Source organism: Sporosarcina sp. P16b (assembly GCF_002743065.1).
Classification (GTDB): domain Bacteria; phylum Bacillota; class Bacilli; order Bacillales_A; family Planococcaceae; genus Sporosarcina.
The window spans coordinates 114,109-136,979 of record NZ_PDYO01000005.1; the positions used below are offsets into that span (position 1 = coordinate 114,109).

Below are 22,871 nucleotides of genomic sequence, written 5' to 3' on the forward strand. Positions count from 1 at the left end.
CAAATTGAAGCGCCAAAGCACTCCCACTTTATGTGTTTTCACACTGCCCTTAACGCGGGCAAACGTCTGTTTTTTATCAAAACAGCTGCCATAAGTCCATTCACGAACGATGTGTATCAGTTTTCACCAGCCACTGATTCTCTAGGAAGCACATGCAATCGTTACTCTTCTTATTCCTATCTTTTCGCTATTCTCTTCTCTGCTAACTCATCTCATCTGCCGGGACGATTCCGCTATCGAAACCTTCTGTCCATCTAGTTATTATATTTATCTTAATATGCTGAATCTTTAATGTCAACAATTTCTTACGGGAAAAATGCTATAATTAGCTTAATGTAACAAGTGCGGGAGGAGAATCTATATGCGGATCAATAAATTTCTAAGTGGTGCAGGTATTGTATCCAGACGAGGTGCAGATCAGTGGATTGCTGACGGTCGTGTGAAAATCAACGGACAACTTGCGGAACTCGGAAGTAAAGTCGAGGCAGGCGATCAAGTAGAGGTCGATGGCAAGCTAGTCGAACAAGAAGAGCAGTTAGTGTATATTGCACTTAATAAACCAGTAGGTATCACTAGTACAACAGAACGTCATATTGAAGGTAATGTTGTAGACTTTGTTAACCACCCATTACGTATTTTCCACATCGGACGTTTAGACAAAGATTCCGATGGTTTATTACTATTAACGAACGATGGCGATATCGTCAATGAAATCCTAAGGGAAGAACATGGTCATGAAAAGGAATACATCGTGACCGTGGACAGTCCACTAACTGCCTCATTTATTTCACAAATGGAAAATGGAGTAAAGATTCTCGATACCGTAACGAAACCTTGTACGGTGAAAAAACTCGGACCTAAAACTTTTTCTATTATATTGACACAAGGTTTAAATCGTCAAATCCGCAGAATGTGCGCAGCGCTCGGCTATCATATACGCCGCTTGCAACGTGTGCGGATCCTTACTATTGAATTGGGTGATCTTCCAATTGGTGAATGGCGTGAATTAACAGATGCAGAGCGAAAGAAGTTGTTCAAAACACTTCATTACGAACCAAAAAGATAAAGGATCATGGAAGCCCCCTAAAGCTTCCATGGTCTTTTTTCTATGCAACGCTCTCATATTTCCAACAGCTCTAATAACCTAGATATATTTCCTTCAATAACTAGTTCAAAACTCTCTTATTCGTGCTATAATTAGACAGTTAATATATTTACTTCTACCTATTAGGTATTTTTATATAATTTCACAACTCTTAGCTTTCAAATTAAGGACTATTCTATTCCCCTAACTTTATTTAAAGAAAGGATGTGCCTTTATGCCGTTATATACTCCTAGTATTTCTTCACATCTATCCCCACTACTAGATGAAAAGTTCTGTATTTCACTTATCGATGTAAATGGTTATCTCACCTATGTAAATCAGATTTTTTGTGAGCTGACAGGTTATAGCGAAAATGAGTTGATAGGTAGAACATGGGCAAAGTTAAATAGAAATCTCTCTATTGAAGAGACGCTTCAGATGCTTACAAAGCACTTCATCCATGATACCGTCTATCAAGAATCTATACAAATTTACTCTAAGTCGGGTACCGTACACTGGTTGGATATCACTATTGTACCCATGTATGATACTGCCGGAAACTTAACGGGTTATCTCTCTCTTGATATTGATGTAACCGGATCAAAACTGGTATCAACTGAGTATCACAAAACACGTACCGACTTGCAAAACTTTAAATATGCACTGGATGAATCAGCAGTAGTGGTTATTACCAATCCGCAAGGTGTCATTACATATGTCAATGACCATTTCTGTGTCCTTTCGGAGTACTCACGTGAGGAACTGATCGGCAAAACACATCGGGTAGTCAACTCGGGTACACATTCTAAAAGCTTCTTTGCGGATATGTGGGACACAATTCGGTCGGGTCGAGTATGGAGAGGCGTGATCCGTAATAAATCTAAGTTTGGAAAGTTTTATTGGGTCCATACTACTATCGTTCCATTCATTGGTCCCGATGGTAAGCCGTTTCAATACATTTCTATTCGCCAAGACGTGACATCTCAGATGGAAGCGGAAAAGTCATTGGAATTGGCATTAAAAAATGATTTTACAATGACCGTAAAAAATCTTCAAAATGCTATTTTCAAGTATTCTTTTGATGAAAATAATCAAATCAATATAACATTACTGGAAGGAAAAGTAGCCGAACAACTTGGCGTCACTGCAAATACACTTAATCAGCTCATCTCCAATAATACCTTTCACTTGTCTACATTTAAGCGACAGCTTCTTGCGGCTTTACTTGGCCGAGTTGGACAGTTTGAAATTGACTATCATTCCAGAACCTTTCTAGTTTATCTCTCTCCTATTTTTGAAGGTGAGAATGTAGTCGAAGTTGTCGGTACCGCCAGTGATATTACCGATCGGAAAGAAGCTGAACGTTTAGTCGAACATATGGCATTTCACGACCACCTAACTGGATTACCGAATAGAAGGTTACTAAAACAGACGGTAGAAGACTTGATTGAGACCCGTGTAAACAACCAGGATCCTTTTGCCCTACTTTATATGGACTTGGATCGATTTAAGAATATCAATGATTCTATGGGCCATTATGTAGGTGATCAACTACTTAAAGCGGTTAGTAGAAGATTACAAACGCTCGTTAGACAAAATGACTTGGTCGGTCGACTTAGTGGAGACGAATTTCTTATATTGTGTTCTTCTATGACGAAACAAGGTGCCCAAATGGTCGCCCAGCGAATCGTCGATGAAGTATCAAAATCCTTCCTTATCGATTACTTAGAAATCTTTATTGCACCAAGTATCGGAATCAGTATGTTTCCAGACGATGGGGCAGAATACGATACGCTTATTCGTAATGCGGATTCTGCTATGTATTTAGCCAAACAATCGGGTAAAAGCACCTATCAATTTTTCACAGAAGAACTTTATAAAGACTTGATGGAACGAACGTTAATTGAGATGGAATTACGTCAAGTACTCCATAAAAAAGAATTGTCATTGCATTACCAGCCACAATATGAATTTAACACAGGAAATATAATTGGTGTAGAAGCATTGGTACGTTGGCAACATCCTTCTAGAGGTATGATACCTCCCGGACAATTCATATCTATAGCAGAAGAAACTGGCATGATTCTATCGATTGGTTTGTGGGTGCTAGAGACTGCTTGTAGACAGGCGAAAGAGTGGCAGGACTTAGGCTACACTTCACTATTAATGAGTGTAAATGTTTCGTTACGTCAGTTTAAAAGTATTAGTTTCGTGGCAGATGTTAAAGACACACTTCATAAAACGGGCCTGCAACCACAATATTTGAATATTGAAATTACAGAGAGTATGACATCTGACGTGGACTATTGCCAAAGTATTTTACAAGAGCTGCGTGCTATCGGCATTAAAATTAGTATCGATGATTTCGGAACAGGCTATTCTTCATTAAGTTATTTATCTAAGTTTCCTCTGACCCATCTTAAAATTGATCAATCTTTTGTCAGAGACCTGCATTCAAATTCGGTTATTGTCAAAGCTATTATTGATTTGGCTAAGAACTTACATTTACGAGTAATTGCTGAAGGAGTCGAAACTCACGAACAGGCCGAATTTCTCAAGAAACTTGAATGTGATGAAGCACAAGGTTTCTTGTATTCCCGCCCCGTACCCCCTAACGAACTTTTACAGTTACTTATTAATATAAAATCGTAAAATGTAGCCAGCAGACAGACGTCTGTTGGCTATTACTAGTATATGTGATTGTCAGTAAATTACATTTCCATCACAGTACTACTAGAAATATTATTCTTCCTATTAATTTTGTGCTATAGTTTTCTTTATATTTCAATTCTTTTGACATACGTAGATATCTACAGGGAGAGATGTGAATGCGTTCTACACAAATGCGGTATTCAATTACTGCGTTAGCCGGATTTCAATGGTTGTTCTTTATGTTCGCCAATACAGTTGTAATCCCTATTTCAGTCGGTACTGCTTTTGAGCTTGAGCAAATAGAAATTGTTTCTGCTATACAGCGCTCATTTATTTTTACGGGAATAGCTTGTTTACTGCAAGGAGCATTTGGACATCGATTGGCATTGATGGAAGGTCAGTCAGGTTTATGGTGGGGCGTAGTACTCAGCTTGGCCGGAACCGCGAGTGCAATGGGCTTAAGCTTAACTACAGTTGGAGGTAGTATTGCAGTAGGTGCCATGATTTCCGGTGCACTGATAGCTACACTTGGCATGCTCGGAATGGGTGATATTCTGAAGAAATGGTTTACACCTACTGTCATGTTCGTGTTTTTACTATTGTTGGCTAATCAGTTGATTACCATTTTCTTAAAAGGAATGATTGGTCTCAATGACGGTGAATTCATCAGTTTATCGAAAACTATATTTTCATTCGCTCTAGCGGGTCTGACAATTCTGGTTCATGTGAAAGGAAAAGGAATCATCAGTAGCTTGAATTTGCTTATCGGTATGACGGTCGGTTGGATTAGTGCTGTGCTGATTTTTCCTCAAGTAGCTACTGAAACGATAAAAACCACACCGTTTATCCAATGGTTTCCTTGGGGTGAACCGACACTTGAGATCGGTATCGTGATTACAGTGATCATTACAGGTTTATTGAATACGACGAATACAATCGCTACCCTAAAAGGTGCGGAAGATATATATGAAAAAGAAACTACTAAAACTCAGTATAAAACTTCATTTCTCATTACAGGTGGAATGAATATCGGAGCAGGTGCGTTAGGCCTCGTTCCGTATGCACCTTATGCATCATCTATCGGCTTTCTGCAGTCAAGCGGAATAAAGGACAGAGCTCCATTCTTTCTCGGGTCCATACTGTTTATCATACTCGGACTCGTACCTCCGTTAAGTGCATTTTTTTCGACTATCCCTCAAAGCGTCGGAAACACGGTATTATTTGTAGCATATTTACAGTTATTCCGGTCTGCTTTGCGCAACGTGGAAGGATTAACATTCGAACCTAAAACTATCTATCGGGTCGCATTACCTGCACTTCTTGGGTTATCCATCATGACACTGCCAGCCACTGTGTTTTCTTCACTTCCTGAGCTCATTCAACCTCTATTATCAAGCGGGTTGCTAGTAGGCATCTTGGCTGCACTCTTGATGGAATTAATTTCCTGGATTGCTCAGCGATTCGGTCATTCTACGTGAATAAAATTAAGTTCTGATTTACAGGATCAGGGCTGTTTGTATGTATAGACTAAGAAACGCTCTGCTTTGTCGTGAATTTGCAAATGTGTAATCGGAATCTCCGCTATTTTTTCGAATAATGGGTGACGATGCAAGAAATAAACATATTCATCAGTCGGATAATATAGAATGATTTCCAATGTACGAGGGGATTTTTCAACTGACTTTACAATCCGCTGAACTACAGTTCGAAAAATATCCAAAGAAAATGGATTAAAAAAGTAGAACGTCACGGCATCTGCCGGAATGATGTAACTCTCCGCTATACAGCATTCAAATGAAATAGATCCCGGTCTCTTAGGAAAGGCTTGCCGATAATCCGTTAAGTTGCTCATTGCATTTTGGTGTAACACACTATTCATTTCAATACCTATCGTGTCCAAACAAAAGAGGTGATTTACGTAAAAAGGTACTCTTCCTTTTCCACAGCCATAGTCGATCAAGCTTCCCTCTTTTAGGAGGTCATGTTCGGCAAATAAATAGTCTAGCACCTCATAAGGTGTTGCTTCATAACGATTATAATGAGAAGACTGATGATTCCACTCTCTAATACCAAGTGTTTGGATGTGTAAGCGTTTATCCATAGAGTGCTCCGGCATGGCTCTATCCCCTTTCTAGTGATCTGATAGTAAAGAAAACCTCGACATATTACTCATGCCGAGGTTCATCGGAAACGACGATGGTCTTATTACGTCCTGTACGTTTGGCTTCATACAGACTTTGATCAGCCAACTCAATAAGTCGGGCCGGATGGTTTGCATGAAGTGGATAAGCAGCTACCCCGGCTGAAATTGTAATGACTTCACCGCAAGGACTGACTGTGTCTTCCAACTTTTCACGAAGGCGTTCCGTGGTCAGATAAGCCGTAACTTTATCCGACTTCGGTAATAAGATGACGAATTCTTCTCCACCGTAGCGACAACAAATATCTTGCTCACGAATTGTTCGTTGCATCAAGTCCGCCAAGTAAATCAGTACTTTATCACCAACCGCATGACCGTAGCGATCATTGACACGTTTAAACTTATCTACATCAAAAATAATTAGAGCGAATGGCGTTCCTTCATCTACCCATTGCCTCATATAGCTATCCATCATGCGGCGATTCGGTAACTTCGTTAGAGGATCAGTTGTTGATTCGTGAATGAAGTAGTTCATCTCGTTTTTGAAGTAATCCAAACTATGTAACATAGCTCCTTTTAATTGTCTTGCTTCATAGTACCAATCGGAGATCATTTCCATTTTTTCTTTTTGATCAGACTCTGTACTGCTTTCTGTATAGTATGCCAACTTTTGAAGAGGTAAAGCAATCTTTCTTGAAAAATATCTAACCAAGAAAAACGAAAGAAGTAGTAACGGCAGAGATTTCAATGCCATTTCTAGCACCATTTCTTTCGCTGGAGCAACAGAAGTGTCCAGTTGTGTTTGCGAGACGATTCCCCATTCGGCAATAGGAATATAGGCATATCCGGCTAACATGGCTATTCCTTTTGTGTTGATTAGCTGTGTATAATTACTTTCTCCTGTAATTACTTTCTGAACCGCTGGATTGCTCGTAACATTCTCATTCAAGCGCTCTTTTTCTTGATGATAAATAAGTTTCCCGGCATAATCTACTACATAAACATATGAACCATTTTCATAATAATGGCTCCCTAAAAGTTTCTCTAATATATTGGGCTTATTTAGATAGATAGCTCCTCCTAAAAACCCCTTATACTCGCTACCTTCAAAGAGTGGGACGCTGATGAATATAATCGGTTCTCCTTCAATTCCAACGTAAGGCTGAGAGATTATTTTTCGCTTTTCCTTCAGAGCTTGTATTGCCCCAATTGACGTCAACTTCTCCCCAAGCAACTCAAGGCTCGGAGTGGACGTACTTAGTAGGATCCCTTCTGTAGAGACAATCGCAACGGAGTCAAATGTATTTGTTTCCAATCTAATCCGCTCTGTCAACGCATTCATTTGCATTTGTGAAGAAGGTTCCTTAAGTAGCGGAACCACGATTTCTGCATTAACTTCTAATGTGTTTAATATTTCACGTAAATACGTATCTGTAGTAGAAGTCAATTTTTGGACATATGCGTAGTTCGTTTCGAGAGTTGACTTTATTAAGTTTTTTTTATGCACTTGATATGCCACCGTAGTACTCGTTAGAAAGGTCAACACAATTGCCAGTATTGCCACGACTTGAATCAAGGTTTTCAAGGACCATCTCATTTGTTTCCTATTCTCCTTTTCCCTGTGGTGCTATCCTCCTATTATACCATAGAGCGAAGAGATGTTATGAGATTTTCTTCATTTTTAATACAATATATACCAGTAATTAAAATGTATTCCCCCCTCTTATCGACATTTCTTAATAGGAAATACCTACTCTGAATCCCTTATGATTTTGTTTCGATAGTTCATTATAAGCGAACGCAGCAGTATCACCGGTGGAGATCTGGGTGCCGTTAATCGGTAAGTACTCTCTTTCCGTCCGATAATTGCCGCTTGCTTCCCCATCTGGTAAATAGGTTGGGCATACTATCGTCCAATCTAAGCCGGAATCTTTCAACATAGTAAATACTTTATGGTGCTCCTCCGCCGCAAATGTCAATTTACGATGGGATTCATTCGATTGATAGCGTAACTTGGACGGTTCTGTTCGACTATTCAATATCCCTGCCGTCCCAATTGTGACGATTCTTTCGATGCCATATTCTTTCATCCCTTCAATAATGGCTTGCATTGCTTCTGTTAATGTAGTGGTTTTGTCAGTGCCCAGTGCACTGACGACTGCATCGGCACCCGCCATTGCTTTTTTTACTGCATCGGGGTTCCGTACGTCTCCTGCAATGATCATCAGTTTTTCTTGAGGTTCGCACTTCTCAGGTGATCGAACCAATGCCGTGATCTCATGTCCGTCAGTTAATGCACGGCGAACAATCTTACTACCTGTTCGGCCTGTTGCGCCAAATAGTACAATTTTCATCTACTATATCTCCTATCGTTTATTCATGTTAGAAACTCTTCTTGTTTCATGTTCGTGCATCACGTCAAATATGATTGATACATCGTGAATAGTGTACGATGCTTTTACTACTTTAATATGTTGTAAGCTTGGCCCAACGTTGCAGTGCGTAAACTCCACGCTGGAAGAATGTCAGGCTATTTTGGTATTCTTCTACATCCAGAGTGTATAACGCATCTTCGTTATTCCATATCCTATCAAAATACGCATTGATTTCATCGGTCAGCTCGCTGTCTGTAGGTGCTATAATTCGTAAATTCGCCTCCAGGTTATAATCACGCAACGTGCGCTCCGTTATATTGGAGGAGCCGTTTGTAATATACGTTTTGTCTGCTGTCTGAACCGTTACCAACTTGGTGTGATATTGACCAATTACGGTATTGTACCAACGCACGTTAATTTTATCATCTGTATTTTCCCTAATCTCTTGGACGACCGGGCGATTAGGTAAACCAGATTTTTTACTACCAAATGAGTTTTCATTCGGATCTAAGACAATCTCCACATTGACCCCACGATTAGCTGCTTCTTCTAACGGACGGATCACTTCCTGCTCTGAAAGATAAAACATCCCCATACGGATCACATCATCTTTCTTTGCTTTTTCAATATCACTCACCAAGGCATCCATAACCTTGCTTTCGGTCAAGTACTGCACTTGATAAGGTCCTTTTTGTTCTTCCGCTTGAATACGTGGCAACTTTCCACCCGATGAATATTGAAGCACAGCTTCCTCCGATTCCAATATGTCATTCTGAATTGGGCCTTGCACTTTGAATGCCACATTACCGTGTCGCCCACTAGCTGCGTGAGGATTAGAGGATGTAACTAATGCCGCTTGATCTGTCACGAGTGTTTTCCGATGATTTGCTTTCACGTTCAACAACTTCAAATAAGATGAAAGTTTCACATCAGGCGCATCACTTGCTAGGAAGTTAGGAAAACGATTTTTTCCGTTAAAATCAAACCACTGAAGAAAGATACGGTATCCACCTGAGTATAGAGGCATTGAATCACGTAATGGTTCCAAATCTGTATATACTACTTGTACACCCGCCTTTTCCAATGTTTTAAACCATTCAGACTCATAGGATTCATAGCCGGTATTTACTGGATCAGTTATGTAGACAATCGGCATGTCCGGAAATTCTTTCTTTTTCTCGACGAGTACATCCGTTAGTTGGTCTGCAATTTGAGGAAAGTCTTCTTTTTCATCATAGTAGTCGTCCATTAAAAAGAAGTCGAGTACAATAAACTCTTTCGCATCTTCAATCATTCGAAATACTTCATCGAAAATACGTAATTCTGATTTGTAGTGATCTTTCGACTTCGTCTTTGAGTACGTTAAATCATAAATGAACTCCACATTTTCTACTTGATGAAGTTCTCCTTTATAGGAAATACCGGGTGGCAATGGCTTATACGTGTGCCAAAGCATAACACCCATGTAGAGCAATGCAACGAAAAGTAATGCATAGGAAGCTATACGCTTTTTGGTCATTTTGCGTTTCTCTGTCGCCACAAGCTTTCTCCCCCTTTCTCTAGCTTTTTTTATGTACATGTTTCTAAACGTTTCGCATTGCGATATGACATGTACTATAATATTCCCGCTCGATCTTGCAATAAACTGTATAGATTATCATTAATTCATTGAAATATAAGGTCGTTCAGCATGCCACTCGATCGTTACAGGAACTTGAAACGTTTCTGATAGCAATTCATCTGTCAAAACTTCTTTTTTAGGGCCATTGGCTACAACTTTTCCTTCTTTCAGTAATAGTACATGGGTAATTTCGGGCACGAGTTCTTCTATATGATGTGTGACATAAACGAGATGCACATTCTGTTTTGCAGCTATTTCAAGCGAATCAAGAAATTGCTCTCTTGCCAAAACATCCAACCCAGAACACGGCTCATCCAAAATCAATAGTTCTGGATCACCCATCAAAGCGCGTGCGATCAGCACACGACGTTTTTCACCTTCAGAAAGAAGTCTGAATTTCTTTCCTTTCACATGGTTCAAACGAAAATCCTTTACTAAATAATCGGCACGTATCCAGTCTTCTGCTTTAATTTCATCATAAATGCCGAAGCTCGCATATTTACCACTGATGATAATTCGCTCTATCGATTCATTCCAGAAGTAATCAGAGAATTTTTCCAATGAACTACTGACAAAGCCGATCTTTTTACGTAATTCAGGTAAATATGCGCTTCCAAACTGTTTGCCTAGCACCTCTACTTCACCACTGGAAGGGATTTCATATGTAGAAATAATGGATAATAACGATGTCTTACCCGAGCCATTCAAGCCAAGCATCCCCCACTGCTGCCCTTGCTCAATTTCCCAAGTTATACCTTGCAAGATTTGATTATCGTCTCTATTAAATTGAACGTCTTTAACTTTTACAATCGCCACACATATTCTCCTCTCTGTGATAAAAGACCGGTTCGTGCTAAACGCTACGAACCGGCCTTTTCTATTTGTTCTTTTCTTTCTCTACTTCAATATACTTTTTCTTTTCTAGCTCTTGATATTTTCTATCGTTTTTCTCTTTTATTCTTCTTGCCCTTTCTGCTTCTCTGCGTGCTCTCTTTTCTTTTTCACTTTCTTTCCGTTTACGTTTTTTCTTGACTTCGCCTTCTACATGTTCAAATTGGCGAATATCTGTCGGTCTGACTGTAATCGGTTCCCTGGCTAGTAGCTTTGCCAATGAGAAGATCAGTAATAGAAGAAGTAAGGTAAACGGCAAGGCAGACACAAGTGATGCTGATTGCAAAGCTTCCAACCCACCTGCATACAATAATGCAGCCGCAATTGCAGTCATTAGGAATCCCCAGATGAACTTTACAATTAATGGAGGGAATAAACTGCCACGCGTTGTCATACTTGCTAGAATATACGTTGCTGAGTCAGCGGACGTAATCAAAAATGTGAAAATTAACACAATCGCCAAGAACGATACGAGACCCGTCATCGGCAAGTGTTGAAGCGTCGCGAAAATAGCTGACGTGACATCCTTGTCTACTTCTTGTGCGATTTGTGTACCATTACGCAAATCACTGTATAGTGCAGTTCCACCGAGTGTCGCAATCCACATACAAGAAAAGGCTGGTGGAATGACCATCACACCCATGATGAATTCTCTAATTGTTCGTCCCTTCGATACACGTGCAACGAATGCACCTACGAAAGGAGACCAAGCGATCGTCCAAGCCCAGTAGAAAATAGTCCAATCTTTCACCCACGTGCCGCCTTGATAAGGCTGAAGACGCAAACTGTACGTAATGAAATTATTAATATAATCTCCAATCGCCAGCGTAAAGGTTTCCAATATAAATACTTTCGGTCCTACCAAAAAGAAGAATAGTAATAATGCAATCGCCATACCCAAGTTAAAGTTACCTAGATATGCAATACCTTTACTTAGGCCTGAAGCTGCGGACGTCATGTATGCTGCGAACACTACGGCAATGATCAGCAGTTGAATCGTAAACGTACTCTTAATATTAAAGACATACTCCAGTCCACCACTCATCTGTAAAACACCCATGCCAAGCGAAGTAGCAATACCCATGACAGTTGCTATTACCGCAAATGAATCGATACCTGTCTTCACGTGACGATTACTTCCGATCAAAGGCTCAAGCGCCGTTGAAATCAAACCGTCCTTCTTTTTCCGGAACTGGAGAAACCCAATAACCAGTCCTACTATACCAAAGATGGCCCATTGTGAAATGCCCCAGTGGAAGAAAGAATACCCCATCGCAACGCGTGCTGCCTCTTCCGTATGTGATTCAATACCTGCAATAGGCGACTTGAAATAGTGACTCATTGGTTCCGCCACACCCCAGAACACTAGCCCTACGCCGAAACCGGCAGAAAAGAGCATGCCAATCCACGTGAAAAATGGATATTCTGGGCGTTCTGAATCTCCACCCAAACGAATAGCTCCAAATTTACTAATTGTCAATCCAACTAAAAAAATAATGACAATAAATACAGCAAGTAAATAGAACCATCCAAAGTTATCTGTCGTGAAATGAAAAAGCCTTTCGGCAACCACACCAAACCGTCCAGGTATAGTCGCTCCTAATACGACGAGTATAAGGATAAATACGGCAGAAATAGAGAACACGGGATTTTTCCAGAACTTTTTGTCCAAACTTATCGACTCCTAGTGTTCATTTGGTAACTCTCTCACTACACTCTTTACCCCGATTTCCAGAGATATAACGTACTTCTGCCTATATAAATAACAGAATTAGAAATTACCAAATAGATTATAACAGTCTATATTACACATCAAAAAAGACATCTTCAAGAGAAAATGCCTTTTTCCATATGTATTCAGTGTGCTTCATTCTCTATTCCGTACGACCAGTGCAAGGCTTGTAGAAAAATTTCGCTTAATTCTTTCTTAGGGATTGCCAGGTGACGTGAAATCCGCTCTACTGATTCCCAATTGAAGTGCTCTACTGCTTCTATTAGCTCCATGTAAGGGCTCATTTCAGTTGGCTTGCCATTTAACGTATCCATAATGACATCAGATAAAGAAAGTAGTGGCAAAACATCTTCCCATTTACGCTGCATCACTGCGTCAATTAATGAAAACATACCTGTAAGAAAATATTCGTCTTTATTTGGTTTTCTTTTATACTTCGCTAGCAGTTCACATGCCCGTGCGCGACGAAGTGATAATTCAATCAGTGCTTTAACACGACCATCTCGTAGACCTTGACCTAACTCATGCAACATCAAAACTTGTAGCCATTTCTTTGTCTCATTTAACCCGATCATCATAATCGCTTGCTTAATGGAGCTGATTTGGCGCGGTATATCGAAGGCTAATGAGTTTATAAAGCGTAATAATTTATAGGAAATCGATACATCGCGCATGATTAAATCGGATAGCTGATTGATAGACTGGGAATCATTTTGGAAATATTTAATAATTTGCAAATGGGTTAATGTATTAGATGGAATTTCCGCACCTTTAATAATGTCGGGTTTTGCGAAAAAATAGCCTTGAAACAAATCATAACCACTCTTCAATGCAAGCTGGTAATCAGCCTCCGTCTCAACTTTTTCTGCTAATAAGGTGATCGATGGATAGCTTTTCAAAAATGCGATGATGCGATGTTTCTCCTCTATACTCGTTTGCATGAAATCTACTTTAATAATGTCCACGAGTTCAAATAACTGAGAATATGTAACATATTGTTCTTGTAAAATAAAATCATCCAGCGCCAGCGTAAATCCCGCTTCCTTAAACATCTGTAACCGACGTAACAAAGCAGACGTTATTTCCACGTCTTCCAGAATCTCAATCACTACCTGATCAGGGTTCAGACTCATAAATACATCCTGCGCAAGTAGTTCACCTGAGAAATTTATGAACGAACGCACACCGCTCGTCACCTGATCTATTCCAACGGAGAGAAAAGTATTAATCAATAGACCGATTGTAGCCTGTTCAGGATTTATATCTGGAAAGAAGTTTTCTTCGCTATTTCGATACAATAGTTCATATGCATAAATCTCTCCTGATCGATTTAAGATTGGCTGTCTTCCGATAAATATGGAGTAATCATCCATCTATTCCATCTCCGTGTTTCATTTGAACGTCCCCTTCATTATATGTATTCATCTTAGGGCATTACTGAAGCTACATATTCCCACAATTAATTCATTCAGATAATTTATTACTCCTTCTATTGTACTAGAATATTCATTATTAATAAATATATTAATTAGATATAACTATACTAAGAGCCATCTATTACCGTGATCACTTTATTTGTTACACGGAGGGATTATCTTTAGTCATATACCATAAGATCATTACATATCTTGCGAAGAGGAGTTGATAACGAATGGATGATACGTTCAGAGGAAGTTATGAACCGTATATTTCTCCATGCGATCCGTGTCCACCTGTACTAGTTAAAACATTTTCCTTGCCGCCTCAGCTTTTCATGAATTTTCAACCCGCGTCACTTCCACAATTTTCACCTGCTGAAGCCCTGCAACATGGGTCGTTGTGGCCAGCGCTAGTTGACGGCTATTCAAAAAGGGAGGGGATCTCCTAATGGATGCAACCGAACGAAGAGACATGTTGAAGAATGTGCAGCAAGCCGATTTTGTGGTAGTCGAACTGACACTCTACACCAACACGCATCCTGACGATCAGGAAGCACTTACGCAATGGCGACTTGCCATTAAAGAAGCAGCAAGTCTGAGAAAAATGTACGAAAAGCGTTTCGGACCGCTTTCCTTACATTCCATACCATCGGAACAAGCAATAGATACGGGCTGGCGCTGGAACCAAGCACCTTGGCCATGGCAAATGTAGTCTCAAATATGCACTATGTTACTGGAGGGAATGTTAATGTGGGTCTATGAGAAAAAGTTATTGTATCCGGTAGAAGTCAAAGAGTGTAACCCAAAACTTGCGAGATACATTGCAGAGCAATATGGCGGTGCAGATGGCGAACTGGCTGCTGCTTTACGCTATATGAATCAGCGATACACCGTTCCTGATAAGGTCATCGGTGTACTGAATGATATTGCAACTGAAGAGTTTTCCCATTTGGAGATGCTTGCCACTATGATTTACAAATTAACGAAAGATGCGACCCCTGAACAACTTGAAGAAGCCGGACTTGGTCCACATTACGTCAATCACGGCCATGCGTTGTTTTATGAAAATGCGGGCGGTGTACCCTTCACGACTACGTATATCCAGGCAAAGGGAGATCCAATAGCTGATCTGTATGAAGATATCGCAGCGGAAGAAAAAGCACGCGCTACGTATCAATGGATCATCAATGTCTCAGACGATGCATGGATTAATGATTCTCTTAAATTTCTAAGAGAAAGAGAAAACGTGCATTCCCTGCGTTTCCGCGAAGCGGTCGAAATCTTGAAAGATGAACGGGACAGGAAAAAAATCTTCTAATATGAATGGGTCTCCTTTTTCTCTTTTCAATAGAGAGAAGGAGACCTTTTTAGTGTTTAATAACAGGGATTCAATGGTATCTTTTGTAGAGAGGGTTGATACGGAGGTGTTCTTTTTGTTAAAACGAAGAATGAAAAACGCACATCGTTCACAAGAAATTATTAATGTCTTTTTGAGAAATGGATTCAGTCATATCTTATTTCGACTTGGACTGACCGATCGAAAGTTTACTTCTACGGATGAACAAGTTGATCTAAATTTATACCACGTTGGCAAAAAATTAAGAACTGCATTGGAACAACTTGGACCAACTTTTGTTAAGCTTGGACAAATTGCCAGCGGCCGTCGTGATTTAGTACCAGAGGAAATTGCTTCAGAACTTGAAAAACTACAGGACCATGTAGAGTCCTTCCCATTTGAAGTCGTAAAAGAAATAATTGAACATCAATTAGGTGGAACAATTGAAGAACTCTTCTTGGAATTCAATGAAAAACCACTTGCCTCGGCTTCCATAGGCCAAGTGCATACCGCTCGCTTGCCTAGCGGTGAACAAGTAGCAGTGAAAGTACAGCGGCCTAATATCCAACAACAGATCAATACGGACTTAGCAATCTTGCACGACTTGGCAGGATTTCTTGAGAAGAATATGGACTGGGCGAAAGCGTATCATATAAAAGACTTAATTTATGAGTTCTCTCACTCTCTACGGGAAGAACTAGACTATCAACTAGAAGGTCGTAACGCAGAACGAATCTCGCAACAATTTGCAAAAGACCCTACTATTCAAGTTCCTGTTGTGTACGATGAATACACTACACGTGTGGTTTTAACGGCAGGATTGGTCACCGGTATTAAAGTGAGCAATATCGGTCAACTGGACCGCGAAGGATATAATCGCCAAGTTATTGCAGAAAGAATTGCGGATTCCATGCTTTCTCAAGTAATGGAAAATGGCTTTTTCCACGGTGATCCTCATCCAGGTAATATCTTCATTGCACCTGGAAACGTTATTCATTATGTAGATTTCGGTATGGTCGGCCAACTAAGTAAAGAAATGACTTATCATTTCATTTCCTTACTTATTGCATTGCAAAAAGGTAATATTGCTAGAATAATCGATGTCTTCGAAGCTATGAATATTTTGCATGAAAACACTAACACCGATGCATTATATCGTGATTTGCAGATTATTCAGCGAAAGTATTATGAGACGTCACTTACGGATTTAAGGTTAGGCAATGTATTCATGGAAATTTTCTCAATTGCTTATCGACACCGAATACGCTTACCGAATGAAATCGCTATTCTTGTCAAAGTGATTCTTACACTTGAAGGTGTACTAGGAAAGTTGGATCCTTCATTCAGCATTATGAAAGCTATTGAACCGTATGGTAAAAAGATGGTATTTAAACAATTTGACCCACGCTATCTACTGGAAAATGGTTGGCACACTTTTATCAGGAATGCCGAAGTTTTATCCGAATTGCCTAACGATATGAAAAAAGCCATCAAAACTATACAAAAAGGTAAAGTAGAATTGGATGTAGGCTTGAAGCAAACGAATATCATTTTTCGCCGACTCGATAAAATTGCGAACCGCCTTTCATTAAGTATTGTGTTATTGGCGTTTAGTATTCTTATGGTTGGACTGATTATCGGTTCTGCTATCGCTGGGCAAACTGCGCTCTTCTTAAAATTGCCACTTATTGAAGTCGGCGCGATCATCGCATCGCTAATGTTTATTTATCTGCTATTTTCCATCATTCGTTCCGGAAGAATATAGTCCTCTGTTTACCTCCCGGCAATTGGGGAATAAGAATAGCAGATTACTATTTTTCGATGGGAGGATTTTATGTGAAGAAAGAACATCAAGTAAACGAAGAGAGTAAAAACAAACAATTGGAGACATTCCGTGCATATGACGACAAACATTCTATGACAACAAATCAAGGTTTAAAGATTTCAGAGGATGAGCATTCACTAAAAGTAGGGACACGTGGTCCAACATTGATGGAGGATTTCCATTTCCGAGAGAAAATGACGCATTTTGACCACGAACGAATTCCTGAGCGGGTTGTTCATGCACGAGGCTTTGCGGCACATGGTGAATTCGAAGTCTATGAGTCCATGAAGAAATATACGAAAGCAGGATTCTTACAAGAACCAGGTGTCAAAACTCCTGTATTCACCAGATTCTCTAGTGTAGCAGGAAGTAAAGGTTCTGCTGAAACAGTGCGTGACGCACGAGGTTTCGCTGTGAAGTTTTATACGCAAGAAGGGAACTATGATTTAGTCGGAAATAATATACCGGTATTCTTTATTCAAGACGCTATTAAATTTCCAGACCTAATACATGCCGTGAAGCCTGAGCCACATAATGAAATGCCGCAAGCTGCGTCTGCACATGATACATTCTGGGATTACGTAGCGAATAATCAAGAATCCGCACATATGGTCATGTGGCAAATGTCCGATCGTGCAATTCCACGGAGCTTCCGTATGATGGAAGGTTTTGGTGTACACACGTTTCGCTTCGTAAACGAACAAGGTGAAGCTCATTTTGTGAAATTTCATTGGAAGCCAAAGCTCGGTGCCCACTCATTAGTTTGGGATGAAGCGCAGAAGATTAACGGGAAAGACCCGGACTTCCACCGCCGTGATTTATGGGAATCGATTGAAAATGGAAATTTCGTGGAATTTGAACTTGGCGTACAATTACTAGAAGAAAAAGATGAATTCAAATTTGATTTTGATATTTTAGATCCTACCAAGCTATGGCCTGAAGAAGATATTCCGGTAAAAATCATTGGGAAAATGACGTTAAACCGAAATGTAGACAATGTGTTTGCAGAAATGGAGCAAGTTGCATTCCATCCAGGTAATGTTGTGCCGGGAATTGATTTCTCGAACGATCCATTGCTACAAGGTAGATTATTCTCTTATACAGATACACAGTTAATACGTCTTGGCGGACCTAATTTCCATGAGTTGCCTATCAACCGACCAGTCTGTCCGTTCCATAATAACCAGCGTGACGGATATGGTAGACAGACGATCAATGTCGGACAAACTCACTATCATAAAAATTCTTTATCCAACAATAAACCCGATACGACTCCCGGGGAAGACGGCGGATATGTACATTACCAAGAGAAGGTAGAGGGCCGCAAAGTACAAGCGCGAAGCGATTCGTTTAAGGACCACTTTTCACAAGCCCGTTTATTTTGGAATAGTATGTCTGACCCGGAAAAAGAGCATATCATCGCCGCATTCAGCTTTGAAATTGGAAAAGTGAATGATATGAATGTGAGAAAACAAGCCGTAGATATGTTTGCTAATGTCGATATGGATATGGCCACCCAAGTTGCAGATGCAGTGGGTGTCGAGGCACCAACAGATGTTGCGCAGTCCACTGAATCTAAGTCTTCCCCTGCCCTTAGTCAGGAAAACATGGTGAAGGTGCCGGATACTCGTACAGTGGCGGTATTGATCGCAGACCAGTTTGACGATGAAGCACTTGAGCCATTTTTGAAAGCTTCATTGGATGCAGGTATGACGATTGATATTGTGAGCGAGAAGTTTGGCAAGCTTACGGGTAAGAACGGAGCTACAGTCGATGTAGACGAAACGTTGTTGACAGTTCACTCCGTCCTATACGATGCGTTGTATGTCGTCGGCGGACAGGCGAAGCAACAACAGAAGTTCGAGGCGGATGTCGCTGATTTCGTCAATGAAGCGTATATGCATTTCAAACCAATTGGCTCTGCTCCAGCGGCTAAAGGGTTGATGGAGAAGACAAAAGTCAAACCAGGTCCTGGCATTCTGACGAACTTGACGGTTTCAGGTGAAGGCAAGCAGTGGGTTGAGGCAGTTGCACACCACCGTTTCTGGGATCGTAATATTTACGCATAATCACAAACTAAGGCTGTCGCAAGAAGATCCACTTTTTGCGGCAGCCTTTTTATGCACAGGTTTAAGTTAATAATTAGTAACGTGTTACTTGTCTACTTCTTCTCCAATATGCCAATAAACTTCGAGGCTGCTGGTGATAAAGATACCGCCTTTAGGTAGCATACGCCGATGCTCCGCTTTGGTATGGCTTTCAGAAATTCTACTTCCTGTAGCATGCCACGTTCTAAGTATTCTTCCGAGAATTCTTTCACCACACACGCAATGCCCAAATTAATTTGAGCAAATTCCAGCAACAACTCATGCGACCCCAGTTCAAATTCAGGATCAATCTTTACACCTTCCTTCAACAGAAACTCCTCTACATACTGCCGCGAATTGGATTTCGACTCCAGTAATATCAAAGGCAACCTCGAAAGCTCATGCAAAGGCACAGGTTTCAAAAACAACTTTTTAAATCGTTCGCCATAAACGAAGGTATCCTGCACATCGAAACAAACACGCTTCTCCAACGAATCATCTTCTATTGGAAAATTACAAACTGCAATATCCACTTCGCCAGATTTCAACGCGGCGATTAGCTCTAATGTAGTACCATTAATAATTTTGAAACGGATACCCGGAAAACTCGTATGAAAAGCTTCCAGATAGGGGAGCAGATAATAACGCGAGATCGTGTCCCCTACCCCTATTTTTAATTCACCCGATGATAGATTCTTCAATTCCTGCAACTTTTCATTGCCTGCCTCGATTAAATTCAGTGCCGAATTGACATACTCGTAGAGCAAGGAGCCTTCATCGGTCAATGACACTCCTTTGGATGTACGATTGAATAGACGTGTATCCAATGCCCCTTCTAGCTGCGATATGATTTGACTGACAGCAGGTTGTGTCATAAATAAACTTCGGGCGGCTTTTGAGAAGCTTTCATTATGCACAACTGTACGGAAGACTTTATACCACTCTAAGTTGATCGACATATAAACTCTCCTTATATCCCTTATTAAGTATATTAATTTTACTTATATCATAAATGGACGGTATAATACAAAGAAGAGAGTTCAAATTGAGTTTCACTAAGGAGCGATTGTTTTGGGAAGAGTTGTTGGAACGGTTGTTAGAGGATTGCGTTGCCCAATTATTAATGAAGGTGACAATATTGATCAAATCGTAGTGGATAGTGTATTAGAAGCTTCTGAAAAAGAAAATATTACGTTTCAAGACAAAGATATCGTATCCATCACGGAATCGATCGTAGCGCGTGCACAAGGAAATTATGCAACAATCGATGATATCGCAAAAGATGTTGAAGCGAAATTCGGTAATGATACTATTGGCGTTATTTTCCCTATTCTTAGTCGTAACCGCTTTGGAAACTGCTTACGCGGTATTGCAAAAGGTGCGAAGAAAATCGTTTTAATGCTTAGCTACCCTTCCGATGAGGTGGGTAACCACTTAGTCGAGCTTGATCGTCTAGATGAAAAGGGAGTTAACCCGTGGACTGACGTATTGACTGAAGCTGAGTTCCGTGAACATTTCGGTGATAATAAACACCCATTCACAGGTGTTGACTATATTGAATACTATAAATCATTGATGGACGAGTTCGGTGTTGAACATGAAGTTATATTCTCCAATAACGCGCGAACGATTTTAGATTATACAAAAACTGTATTGACTTGCGATATTCACTCACGCTTCAGAACAAAGCGCATTTTGGAAGCAAACGGTGCCGAAAAGATTTACGGTTTGGATGATATCTTGAGAACTTCTATTGACGGCAGTGGATACAATGAAGAGTTCGGATTACTTGGCGCAAACAAAGCGCAAGAGGACAGTATCAAATTGTTCCCTCATAGCTGTCAGCCTATAGTGGATAACATTCAGAACATGTTAAAAAAAGAAACAGGCAAGCATATTGAAGTGATGATTTACGGAGATGGCGCATTTAAAGATCCAGTGGGTAAGATTTGGGAACTGGCTGATCCAGTTGTATCCCCTGCATACACAGACGGGCTTGACGGTATTCCAAATGAAGTGAAACTAAAATACTTAGCCGATAATGATTTCTCTGAATTACGCGGAGAAGAATTAAAGAATGCTGTGTCCGAATTCATCGAGAACAAAGATTCAAATTTAATGGGATCTATGGCGTCACAAGGAACAACTCCTCGTAAGCTAACGGATTTAATCGGATCCTTATCAGATTTGACTTCAGGTAGCGGAGACAAAGGTACCCCTATTGTCTTTATTCAAGGCTATTTCGATAACTTCACAAACTAACAAATTACACCTGTGAGCATCCTCACAGGTGTTTCTTTATTTTATCGCCCATGTATTATAAACAGATCTTTCTATGCTACAATGGACGTAATTTACGTGAAGTTCATATGAAAAGACACTACTATCATGTAGTGTCTTTTCATACAGTTTAACATTTCATTCCACGATAGCACGTTGGCGCATCTGACTGAATAGCATGAATAAGCCAAGCGCGATTAGTACTACAACCATGAGAACCAAATACATTTGTTGGTAGCCGATAATCGGTACAAGCAATCCGAGTACATACGGACCAAAGCCAAAACCCATGTCCAAGAAGATGAAGAACGTGGATGTAGCAACACCTAAGCGCTCAGGTTTAACGCCTTGCAACGCAATCGCTTGCGCACATGATTGAAAGTTTCCAAACCCGAGTCCAAGAACACCACCCGCAAGCAATAGCATCCAACCTGCATTTGTCTCACTTAATAATAACAAGCCGCCAGCAAATAATGATAATGAAGGATAGACGACAAACTTACTCCCCTTTACATCCAATAGTTTTCCCGTGTATGGTCTCGAGAGCAATACAGCAATGGCGTATACTAAAAAGAAGAAGCTGGCTGCACTGACTAAGTTGAGTTCCGCTGCATAGAACGAAATGAATGACAGCACACCAGAATAAGCAATAGCAGCTAACAAAGTCACGAACGCGATCGGTAATGCGCGCACTTCTACTAATCCGTTAACTCTAAATTTCTTTGTTGGTGTTTGTCCATTCTTTTTAGGCATGACCATAGGGTTTTTCTTAACAAAAGAGAACATGGCTGCACAACTAACACTGAGTGCTAGACAAAACATAAAGAGTACGGTGAAATGATAGTGCTGACTTAGGAAAATACCGAAAAACGGCCCAACCGCTGTAGCCAGGACCGAGCTTAAACTGAAATACCCAATACCTTCACCTCGACGTGAAGGGGGTAGCATTTGAGCTACCATCGTGCCAGTGGCGGTCGAAGATATACCAAGTCCAACTCCATGAAAGAATCGGTTTACCATCAATAGTGGTAAGTTTTCTACACCAAGATAAAAGACGGATGCCAATACAGAGACTAACAATCCTATCAATAGAATCCTCCGGCTACCGACCTTTTCTATTAACCCACCTACTGCAAGGCGTGCACAAAGTGTCCCAATGATGAAAATACCTGACACGAGACCTGCAACACTAGTTGATACGCCATACTCCTTCACTGAATAAGGCCCAATGGTAACTATAAGTAAATACATTACTAGCATTAAGAAGAAGTTGATGATAGATATAACGATAAAGTCTTTTGTCCAAATGGCCCTATTTTCCATTTTACCACTCTCTCATTTATGAAGATTTTTATTCGCTCGTTTTTCTATACGAATGCCCACTTCTAAATCTTCCTCTGTGGCATCTTCGAGTAAATTCTCATAAAAC

Annotated in this window: 18 protein-coding genes and 1 other annotated feature (1 of these 19 running past the window's edge); of the genes, 9 read left to right on the forward strand and 9 right to left on the reverse strand. The window is 40.3% G+C overall.

The window, feature by feature from the left end; all coding sequences use genetic code 11:
* Positions 1–187: a binding site (T-box leader), on the reverse strand (it extends 33 nt beyond the left edge of the window).
* 174 nt (positions 188–361) lie between these two features.
* The 3 genes from CSV77_RS08395 to CSV77_RS08405 all read left to right on the forward strand — a co-directional run bounded on the left by CSV77_RS08395 (position 362) and on the right by CSV77_RS08405 (position 5,215).
* The gene (locus CSV77_RS08395; RefSeq protein ID WP_099630483.1) at positions 362–1,066 is read left to right on the forward strand and encodes a pseudouridine synthase; all 705 of its coding nucleotides are present in this window, start codon (positions 362–364) and stop codon (positions 1,064–1,066) included.
* A gap of 253 nt (positions 1,067–1,319) precedes the next feature.
* On the forward strand, positions 1,320–3,737 hold the full coding sequence (locus CSV77_RS08400; RefSeq protein WP_099673032.1) for an EAL domain-containing protein: 2,418 nt from the start codon (positions 1,320–1,322) through the stop codon (positions 3,735–3,737).
* A 176-nt stretch (positions 3,738–3,913) separates the two neighbouring features.
* Entirely contained in the window at positions 3,914–5,215 is a 1,302-nt protein-coding gene (locus CSV77_RS08405; RefSeq protein WP_233212197.1) for a uracil/xanthine transporter, read from the forward strand.
* Between the two features lie 26 nt (positions 5,216–5,241).
* On the opposite strand, the gene CSV77_RS08410 is transcribed toward CSV77_RS08405, so the two are convergent.
* The 7 genes from CSV77_RS08410 to CSV77_RS08440 form a co-directional block, all read right to left on the reverse strand.
* Complete coding sequence (locus CSV77_RS08410; RefSeq protein ID WP_099673033.1) at positions 5,242–5,853, reverse strand: SAM-dependent methyltransferase; 612 nt, start codon at positions 5,851–5,853, stop codon at positions 5,242–5,244.
* Positions 5,854–5,902: 49 nt separating this feature from the next.
* Positions 5,903–7,474 carry a sensor domain-containing diguanylate cyclase gene (locus CSV77_RS08415; protein WP_099673034.1) on the reverse strand — a complete coding sequence of 524 codons (1,572 nt, stop codon included), beginning with the start codon at positions 7,472–7,474 and terminating at the stop codon, positions 5,903–5,905.
* 139 nt (positions 7,475–7,613) lie between these two features.
* Positions 7,614–8,231, reverse strand: a complete 618-nt coding sequence (locus CSV77_RS08420; RefSeq protein WP_099673035.1) for an NAD(P)-dependent oxidoreductase — start codon at positions 8,229–8,231, stop codon at positions 7,614–7,616.
* 112 nt (positions 8,232–8,343) lie between these two features.
* Positions 8,344–9,792, reverse strand: a complete 1,449-nt coding sequence (locus tag CSV77_RS08425; protein WP_233212198.1) for a phospholipase D family protein — start codon at positions 9,790–9,792, stop codon at positions 8,344–8,346.
* A 120-nt stretch (positions 9,793–9,912) separates the two neighbouring features.
* Positions 9,913–10,689, reverse strand: coding sequence for an ABC transporter ATP-binding protein (locus tag CSV77_RS08430; protein ID WP_099673036.1), 777 nt, complete (start codon positions 10,687–10,689; stop codon positions 9,913–9,915).
* 61 nt (positions 10,690–10,750) lie between these two features.
* Entirely contained in the window at positions 10,751–12,436 is a 1,686-nt protein-coding gene (locus tag CSV77_RS08435) for a BCCT family transporter (RefSeq protein WP_099673037.1), read from the reverse strand.
* A gap of 185 nt (positions 12,437–12,621) precedes the next feature.
* Positions 12,622–13,869 carry an EAL and HDOD domain-containing protein gene (locus CSV77_RS08440; RefSeq protein WP_099673038.1) on the reverse strand — a complete coding sequence of 416 codons (1,248 nt, stop codon included), beginning with the start codon at positions 13,867–13,869 and terminating at the stop codon, positions 12,622–12,624.
* Positions 13,870–14,147: 278 nt separating this feature from the next.
* Here CSV77_RS08440 and CSV77_RS08445 point away from each other — a divergent pair, with 278 nt between their 5' ends.
* From CSV77_RS08445 to CSV77_RS08465, 5 genes are all read left to right on the forward strand, one after another.
* A complete protein-coding gene (locus CSV77_RS08445) occupies positions 14,148–14,363 on the forward strand; it encodes a spore coat associated protein CotJA (RefSeq protein ID WP_099630475.1) in 216 nt (71 codons plus the stop codon).
* The gene (locus tag CSV77_RS08450) at positions 14,363–14,626 is read left to right on the forward strand and encodes a spore coat protein CotJB (protein ID WP_099630474.1); all 264 of its coding nucleotides are present in this window, start codon (positions 14,363–14,365) and stop codon (positions 14,624–14,626) included. The genes CSV77_RS08445 and CSV77_RS08450 overlap by 1 nt, the downstream gene beginning before the upstream one ends.
* A 36-nt stretch (positions 14,627–14,662) precedes the next feature.
* The gene (locus CSV77_RS08455; protein WP_099673039.1) at positions 14,663–15,232 is read left to right on the forward strand and encodes a manganese catalase family protein; all 570 of its coding nucleotides are present in this window, start codon (positions 14,663–14,665) and stop codon (positions 15,230–15,232) included.
* 106 nt (positions 15,233–15,338) lie between these two features.
* Entirely contained in the window at positions 15,339–17,015 is a 1,677-nt protein-coding gene (locus tag CSV77_RS08460; protein WP_233212206.1) for an ABC1 kinase family protein, read from the forward strand.
* 71 nt (positions 17,016–17,086) lie between these two features.
* Positions 17,087–19,144 carry a catalase gene (locus CSV77_RS08465; RefSeq protein WP_099673041.1) on the forward strand — a complete coding sequence of 686 codons (2,058 nt, stop codon included), beginning with the start codon at positions 17,087–17,089 and terminating at the stop codon, positions 19,142–19,144.
* Between the two features lie 92 nt (positions 19,145–19,236).
* On the opposite strand, the gene CSV77_RS08470 is transcribed toward CSV77_RS08465, so the two are convergent.
* Positions 19,237–20,121 (reverse strand): LysR family transcriptional regulator, encoded by an 885-nt coding sequence (locus CSV77_RS08470; RefSeq protein WP_099673042.1) that lies wholly within the window; start codon positions 20,119–20,121, stop codon positions 19,237–19,239.
* A gap of 112 nt (positions 20,122–20,233) precedes the next feature.
* On the opposite strand from CSV77_RS08470, the gene CSV77_RS08475 reads away from it, so the two are divergent.
* The gene (locus CSV77_RS08475) at positions 20,234–21,424 is read left to right on the forward strand and encodes a coenzyme F420-0:L-glutamate ligase (RefSeq protein ID WP_099630469.1); all 1,191 of its coding nucleotides are present in this window, start codon (positions 20,234–20,236) and stop codon (positions 21,422–21,424) included.
* 156 nt (positions 21,425–21,580) lie between these two features.
* Here the strand turns inward: CSV77_RS08475 and CSV77_RS08480 are convergent, their stop codons facing one another.
* Positions 21,581–22,765: an MFS transporter gene (locus tag CSV77_RS08480; RefSeq protein ID WP_099673043.1), complete on the reverse strand. Its 1,185-nt coding sequence runs from the start codon at positions 22,763–22,765 to the stop codon at positions 21,581–21,583.
* Positions 22,766–22,871: the final 106 nt, after the last annotated feature.